This is a genomic window from Protofrankia sp. CiP1_Cm_nod2 (assembly GCF_920664355.1).
Lineage (GTDB): Bacteria > Actinomycetota > Actinomycetes > Frankiales > Frankiaceae > Protofrankia.
Genome location: NZ_CAKKTL010000200.1, coordinates 1 through 6581 on the forward strand (window position 1 = coordinate 1; position 6581 = coordinate 6581).

The following is a 6581-nucleotide window of genomic DNA, read 5'->3' on the forward strand; positions in this document are numbered from 1 at the left end:
CGGCTCTTCCCCAGCCGCCGGCCGGCGTCGTTGTCGCCAGCCGGCCTGCCGAGAAGGCACTGGAAGGAAGGCCGGCCAGCCAGCCACCGCCACCGGCCCACATCCCGGGCTGGTGGATGCCGGGTGGGGAAGGCAGCCCGCGCGGAGCACGGGCCCGGACCTCGACGAGCTCGTCCCGGAGCTCGAACAGAGCGGCTGGCGAGACGATACCGGTGAGGGTGCCGCTCGGCGGGGCCGGAATCTCGAGGAAACTGATGACCGGCGGGCTGAAGGCACGCATGACCGGTGTTTGCGCCTCCACCACACCCCCGGTCCGCCCACGGGCCATCAGGCGCAGGGAACAAGTGGCCCTGAGCTCCACCGGGTGCGACCCCTTGGGAGGGAAGACGCCGTTGCCCTCGATGTACACCTCGTCCGCGTTGAGCGCAGACCATCTGACCACGACCGCTTCGCCGACGACACCGGCGCGGGGCTGCACGTCGACAAACTCGAACCGCGGCTCGGACGGCTCGGCGAACACGCTGCTCACACCCATCCCACCTTCATGATCCTCAAAGATGATGCCGGAGAGATGGCGCAAGAGGCCGAGGCAACGCTGACAGGCCAGCTCGACATGACGTTCCTCCCCCTCAGGAACACGTCGGTAAGCCTAACCCCACCCGTAGGCCAAGAACAAGATTTGTTTCAATATTGTGCGTACATTATCATCATAGTGGACGCGAGTCGTCGGATTCAGCACCCAGGTCCGCTCTCCGGGATCTCTCGGACCCCGCTCTCCCCACTCACGAGCCGCCATCGACCAGGGAGGACGAACGAAGCCGGAGCCATTGTCGATCAACCTGTCGGGTTGCCGACCCGCATCGCCCGGCGGCGTCTCGACGACTCCACCAGAGCTCACCGCACCCATTCCGAGTACCTTGGCCACCTTGAAAGCCGTGACCGTCGTTATCGCGAATACTCCCCCTTCCGTCAGCGACAGAAGAAGAACTACGAGGTGTCACGAAAATATTCTGCCGACGGCAGTTTCAGGAAGGTACCTGAGGCGGCGGACAAAATCGAGAACGACCGGACAGGCGCGCCACCCTGTCCCTGCCTGGGCCAACGCGAGACCGGATGGAGAGACAGGCCAGATAGAAAAGAATATATGCGTCAGAGATCCCGGACACGCGGCCGAAATGCCGCTACGGGGCCGGGCCAGGACGCCTGGAGAAGCGTAGAAACCGACGATGCACGATCTTCTTCGCCGGAACCGGAAAACGGCAAAAAAGACTTCGGGCGTATGCCCGGTCCCGTACGCGGTGGCTGTCCGTCGAGGACAGGGAGACGGTCGAGGAGAAGACGAAGACCAGGCCACCGCTGTGACCGGTACGGCGGTCAGTGGACGCGGGGGTCCGGGGGGCAGTCGAGGGCGCTGGCTCTGGTCAGGCCGCTGACGGTGAGCTTGGCGGACAGGCGGACCGGGCCAGGCCGCTCGGTGAGGATGCCCGTCCAGCCGTCCGCCGCCTCGAACACGCACGCCTCGTGGCCGTCGTCGAGCTGCCAGTAGGGCGTGAAGTGCACCAGGACGGTCGCCACGCCGGGCGCGCGGAAGTTCACCGCGAGTGAGCTGACACCGAGTTCGGTCAGGGCCGCCGGCCCCCGCACCAGGCCTGGCGAGTCGGTGACCAGCCAGACCTTCCAGTGGGCGTCCGACCAGACGAGTTCCAGGTAGGGCAGGCCGGCGTCGAGCAGCTTCGCCTCCTCCACCGCGGAGGAGTCCAGCTCCACGTCCGGCCGCGCCACGAAACGGACGCCGCGTTCGAGCAGCCACTTGTGGTAGGTCTCGGGAGCAAGGGTGCCGTCGTAGAACAGCGAGTTGTACTCCATGTCCAGCTGCCGCTCCCAGCCGCGGGCCAGCGGGACGTGCGGCGCCACGAACGACGCCTCCCAGTGCGCCCGGGTGAACGGGACCTCCACCCGTCCCATCGCCACCGGGCCGTGGTCGAGGTAGTCGAGCAGACCGGTGTAGTAGCCGGCCTGGCCGGAGGCGTCCCCGTAGGTGGCCAGCGCCCCGTGCACCGGGCCGATCTGCCAGCCCAGCAGCGGGATCGCGACGACCAGCAGCACCCGCGGGCGTCTGGCCAGCAGCATCGCCGCGAGCGGGCCCGCGAGCAGGGTCGCCGGGCGGGCGATGTTCCCGCCGATCTGGGTCGGGACGACGAAGAAGACCGCGGCGGCGGCGGCCCACAGCAGCAGCCCGCGCCTGATCGCCACCTCGTGCCGCGGGACGACGAGCAGCCCGGCGCCGATCAGCGCCAGCAGGGACAGGAAGGTCATCGCCGGGAACGGCTGCACACCGTGCTCGGGGAACAGCAACGCGACAACGATCCCGCTCATGGCCCCGGCCAGCGGCAGCACCCGGCGCCGCGGGAGCGTGCCGAGCAGGGCGACCCCGATCAGCAGCACGAACCCGCCGGCGAGCGGTGAGGCCAGCGACGACCCGACCGCGCCGGCCCACGCCGTCTTCGTCCGCCGTTCCCGGACGCCGAGCAGCGCCAGCGCGCCGAAGGCCATCCCCAGCGCGAAGGGCATCCGGCCGACGACGAGGTTGGCCACCGTCGCGACGGAGAACCAGACCAGCGCCAGGTCGTGGCCGTGCGTCCGGCCGCGGCCGCGTAGCAGCCGGGTGACGATCACGGTGGAGGCGACGCACGCGAGACAGCCGAGCGCCTGCACCCCGAACAGCGCCCCCAGCGGGGGGAAGAGCACGCTGTAGCCGGGTACGGTGTGCCCGCCGTACCACTGGTCGTCCCACAGCACCGCACCGCCGTGCTTGAACAGCCACACGCGATATTCCTGTGCGGGGGTGTCCGGGCCGGTGAGTCCCAGCGCCAGGGACAACCCGCACAGGGCGGCGGTGATCAGCCATGGCTGGCGCCGCAGCAGGGCGACGACGGCGAGGACGGCCCGCGGGAGCGCGGCACGCGGCTTCGGGAAGACCGCGCCGGGCTGCGGGGCATCACCGCCAGTTCCCCGGCGGACGGCGTGCGGTCCTGGACGGGCCGCCGGAGAGGAGAGCGTTCCTGGTGCTGTGGGCCCGACTTGCATGCCTTCGCGCCGGATGGCGGCCCGCCACCCGGCCCGACGCGGCTGCGCACCGCCCGGCAGGCCCGGGCGCGCCCGGGCGTCACCCGGGACAGCCTGCCGCGCCCGCGTGCCAGGCGGAGGACAGAGCCGCGGCTGCGCGTCCTGCGGAGGACAGGGCAGCTCCCGCGCGTCACACGGAAGATCGTGGGGTGCCTGCGCCTGCGCCTGCGCCAGGACGGCCTGGGACGCCTCCGCCTCGACCGGGACAGCCCGACGCGATCCCACATGACGTAGGACGGTGCCGAGCAGACCCACCCGACACCTCCCTGTGCCAGACCGCCACGAACCAGCCGACCGGGAGCACCCGGCCCACGCCGGGCCGCGGCCGTGACAACGACATCGACGGGTGGAGACGAAGCCCCCGTCCGCGATTCTTTCCGCGGGCGGGCCTGTTTCACGCACCTGTCGGGTGGCCGACCGTCGTGGGCACCGTCGCGGCAGTGATCGCTGTCCTCGCCGAGGCCGGGCTCGGACCGCGCAACCCGGACACCTTCAATCCCTCATCCTGGTGGGGGATTCTCGCATCACAGCCACCGTCGACAGCTACACGGGGCTGGCTCGCGGCAGTCGCCGCCGCCGCTGTGATCACCCTGTGCATCTGCTGGTGCGCCCTCGTCCGTTCGATCACTCGTTCGGCCACTCGCGCCGCCGAGGGTGCGGTGGATTCGTCTGATACGCCGCATATACCCGACACGCTCCCAGGCGGATCTGAGCATACCCGGGGGATCGCGCGTCCCGCCATGCCCCGTATCACCCCCGCCCGGGTGGTGGTCACCTCCATCGGGTGGAACCTGCCGTTCGCGCTTGGCCCGCCGCTGTTCAGCCGGGACGTCTACGCCTACGCGGGCCAGGGCGAACTCGCCCGCCACGGGCTCGATCCGGCGACGCACGGCGTCTCGGCGTTACGCGCGCTGGGCCCCCGGATGGAACCGTTCGTGACCGCGGTCGACCCGCGCTGGCGGGACACCCACGCCCCCTACGGGAGCACGGCCGTTCTCGTCGAGAAGGCGGCGGCCACGGTCGGCGACGCATTGGCCGGCACCGGGCCGCTCGGCGCCGTCATCACGCTGCGGCTCGTCGCCGTGCTCTCGGTCGTGGCGCTCGTCGCGCTCACCCCGCGGCTGCTGCCCGGACGTGCAGACCCCCGGCAGACCGCCCTGGTCCTCGCGCTGCTGGCCGCGAACCCCGTCACCGTCATCCACCTGACCGGCGGAGCCCACCTGGACGCCCTCGCCGCCACCCTGACAGTAACCGCCCTGCTACTCGACCGCCACCGCCACCGCCACCACCACCTAAAGATCGATGCTCCGATACCGCCGAATCGCAGGAACGAGTGTGGAAGTGGCTGCCACAGCAACCACTTCCACACTCGTTGGTGGGGTGGGGCACGCGGGCGCCTGGGCAGCGTCAGGGGGAGGAGGCGGAGGTGGCTGGGGGAGGAGCAGGCGGGGTACCGGCGGCCGCGGCGGCCCCTATGGTGGCCGCGGTCCCACTGGCCGCAGTCCCGCCGACCGCGGTCCCACTGGCCGCAGTCCCACTGGCCGCGGTCCCGGTGGCCGCAGTCCCACTGGCCGCAGTCCCACTGGCCGCGGTCCCGGTGGCCGCAGTCCCACTGGCCGCAGTCCCACTGGCCGGCACGGCCCCGGTGGCCGGCACGGCCCCGGTGGCCGGCACGGCCGCGCTGGTGGCCGCGGTTCCGGTGGCCGGCGCGGGCGGGTGTGCTGCGGTGTGGCGCGGTCGCGCTTGCCGGCCTCGCTGGGACGATCAAGGTCACCGCATTTCTCGTCCTTGCCGCGCTGGTCCTCATCCACCTGCGCGAACATGTCGCTGCCAGCCGCGCCGAGAGGGTCGCTGCCAGCCGCGGCCGAAACGGCCGCGGAAACCGTGACGAGGACGGCGGAGCATCCCTTCCGCGCGTGTCCCTCCCCCGCCGGTCAACGGTCGTGGCCGGCGCGAGGAGCGTTCTCCTCGATCTTTCGGTCGCGGCGGTGACGATGACGGTGAGCATGGTCGCGGCCGGCTTCGGCCCGACCTGGATCGGTGCGCTGGCCACCTCCGGGCAGTCGCGGACCGGCATCGCCCCCGCCGCGCTGCTCGCCCACCTGATCCGGCTACCGTTGGGCCTGCTGGGCCCGCTGAACCTGCCGGGCCCGTGGGATTCCGGCGATCAGGCCGGGACGGCGCTCGCCGCCGGGCGGGCGGTGTCGCTGGTCATCGCGGCGGCTGTCGTCGCCTGGCTCCTCGTGCGCGCCTGGCGCAGGCCATGCCTGCCCCCGCGCCCGCACGCGCCGGCGCTGTCGTCCGCCCCAGCGCCGTCCGGACCGACAGTGCCCAGCCCGGTGACACCCGGCCCCACAGCGCCCGGCCCCACAGCGCCCAGCCCGGCGGCGCACGTCCCAGTACTGCCAGTTCCGACGGAGCACGTCCCAGTACCGCCGGTTCCGGCGGAGCACGTCCTAGTAGCCAGTTCCGACGGAGCAGGTCCCAGTAACGCCGGTTCCGGCGGTGCACGGCCTGATACCGCCCACTTCGACGGTATTCGCCCCGGCGCTGCCCGTTGCGGTGGCGGGCACGTCGGTGTCGGCGCGAGGGTGCGTGCCGGACGATGTCGCCATCGTCGGGGCTGGGGGGATGGCGGTCGCTCTGGGCAGCCCAGTCGTCTACCCGTGGTATCTGGCGCCAGTTGTTCCGGCGCTCGCTGTCATCGCCGCCAGCGGCGGATCCGCGGCGGCGCGCCGGCTGGTGATCGTCACGTCGGTGGTGCTGTGCGTGACGTCACTGGCGTCGCTGGCTCCGACCTGGGCCCTGCTGGGCCGGGCGTCCGCACCCGCAGTCATGATCGCGGCCGTGGCCGCCGGAACCGTCGTCCTGGGCGCGGCAGCACTGCTCGCGCGACCTCGCCGACGGCGGACCAGCAGACGATGACCAGCAGGAGGTTGCGCACCACCAGCAGCAGGCTCGCGAAGACCTGCCCCGAGAGCAGGTCGTCGTACCGGATCGGGTAGATCACGAGCGAGATCAGGCAGATCACCGGCAGCCCGACAGTGATCCACCGACGTGACGAGGCCGGGCGTCCTTCGACCGCCGCGGCGGGCTGGCGAGGCCGGATCCAGCGACGTGACGGGGCCGGATGGGCCGCCCGGGCACCGCCCGGGCCCACCCCGGTTCCCGGGCCGGTGAAGGAGGGCACACCGGCCTGATCCGGGCCGCCAGGGCCCGTCCCGGATACCGGGCCGATGCCGGTGGCCTGGCCGTCCAGCCCGGTGCGGGCCGCCGCGAGGTCCAGCGCCTCCGCCGCCGCCCCCACGGCCGAGCCGGCACCGACGGCCGCTCCCGGGCCCGGGGCAGGGCAGGCATCAGCGGTCGAGCCGGCGACGGCGCCAGCGGCGGCAGGACCGGCGCCAACAGTAAGATCATCAACAGCAGGACCGGCAGGACCGGCAGGACCGGCAGGA

3 protein-coding genes and 2 pseudogenes are annotated in these 6581 nt (G+C 72.0%); 1 reads left to right on the top strand and 4 read right to left on the bottom strand.

The genetic code is table 11. From position 1 onward, the window contains the following. Positions 1-535 (bottom strand): hypothetical protein (locus NBW84_RS18825; protein ID WP_250286060.1); only part of this gene is annotated, 535 nt, incomplete at its 3' end. An 839-nt stretch (positions 536-1374) separates the two neighbouring features. Further along, positions 1375-3381: a hypothetical protein gene (locus tag NBW84_RS18830; protein ID WP_250286061.1), complete on the bottom strand. Its 2007-nt coding sequence runs from the start codon at positions 3379-3381 to the stop codon at positions 1375-1377. 485 nt (positions 3382-3866) lie between these two features. Here NBW84_RS18830 and mptB point away from each other — a divergent pair. After that, a pseudogene (mptB, locus tag NBW84_RS18835) lies at positions 3867-4325 on the top strand (polyprenol phosphomannose-dependent alpha 1,6 mannosyltransferase MptB); the annotation flags it as partial. A gap of 1461 nt (positions 4326-5786) precedes the next feature. Here the strand turns inward: mptB and NBW84_RS18840 are convergent. Together NBW84_RS18840 and NBW84_RS18845 are read right to left on the bottom strand one after the other, a co-directional pair. Beyond that, positions 5787-5963: a hypothetical protein gene (locus NBW84_RS18840; RefSeq protein WP_250286063.1), complete on the bottom strand. Its 177-nt coding sequence runs from the start codon at positions 5961-5963 to the stop codon at positions 5787-5789. After that, a pseudogene (locus NBW84_RS18845) lies at positions 5960-6581 on the bottom strand (hypothetical protein); the annotation flags it as partial. The pseudogene NBW84_RS18845 and the gene NBW84_RS18840, both read right to left, overlap by 4 nt.

Coding starts and splice junctions, on each gene's coding strand:
- NBW84_RS18840 (WP_250286063.1), bottom strand. CDS start 5,963: ATGACTGCGGGTGCGGACGCCCGGCCCAGCAGGGCCCAGGTCGGAGCC.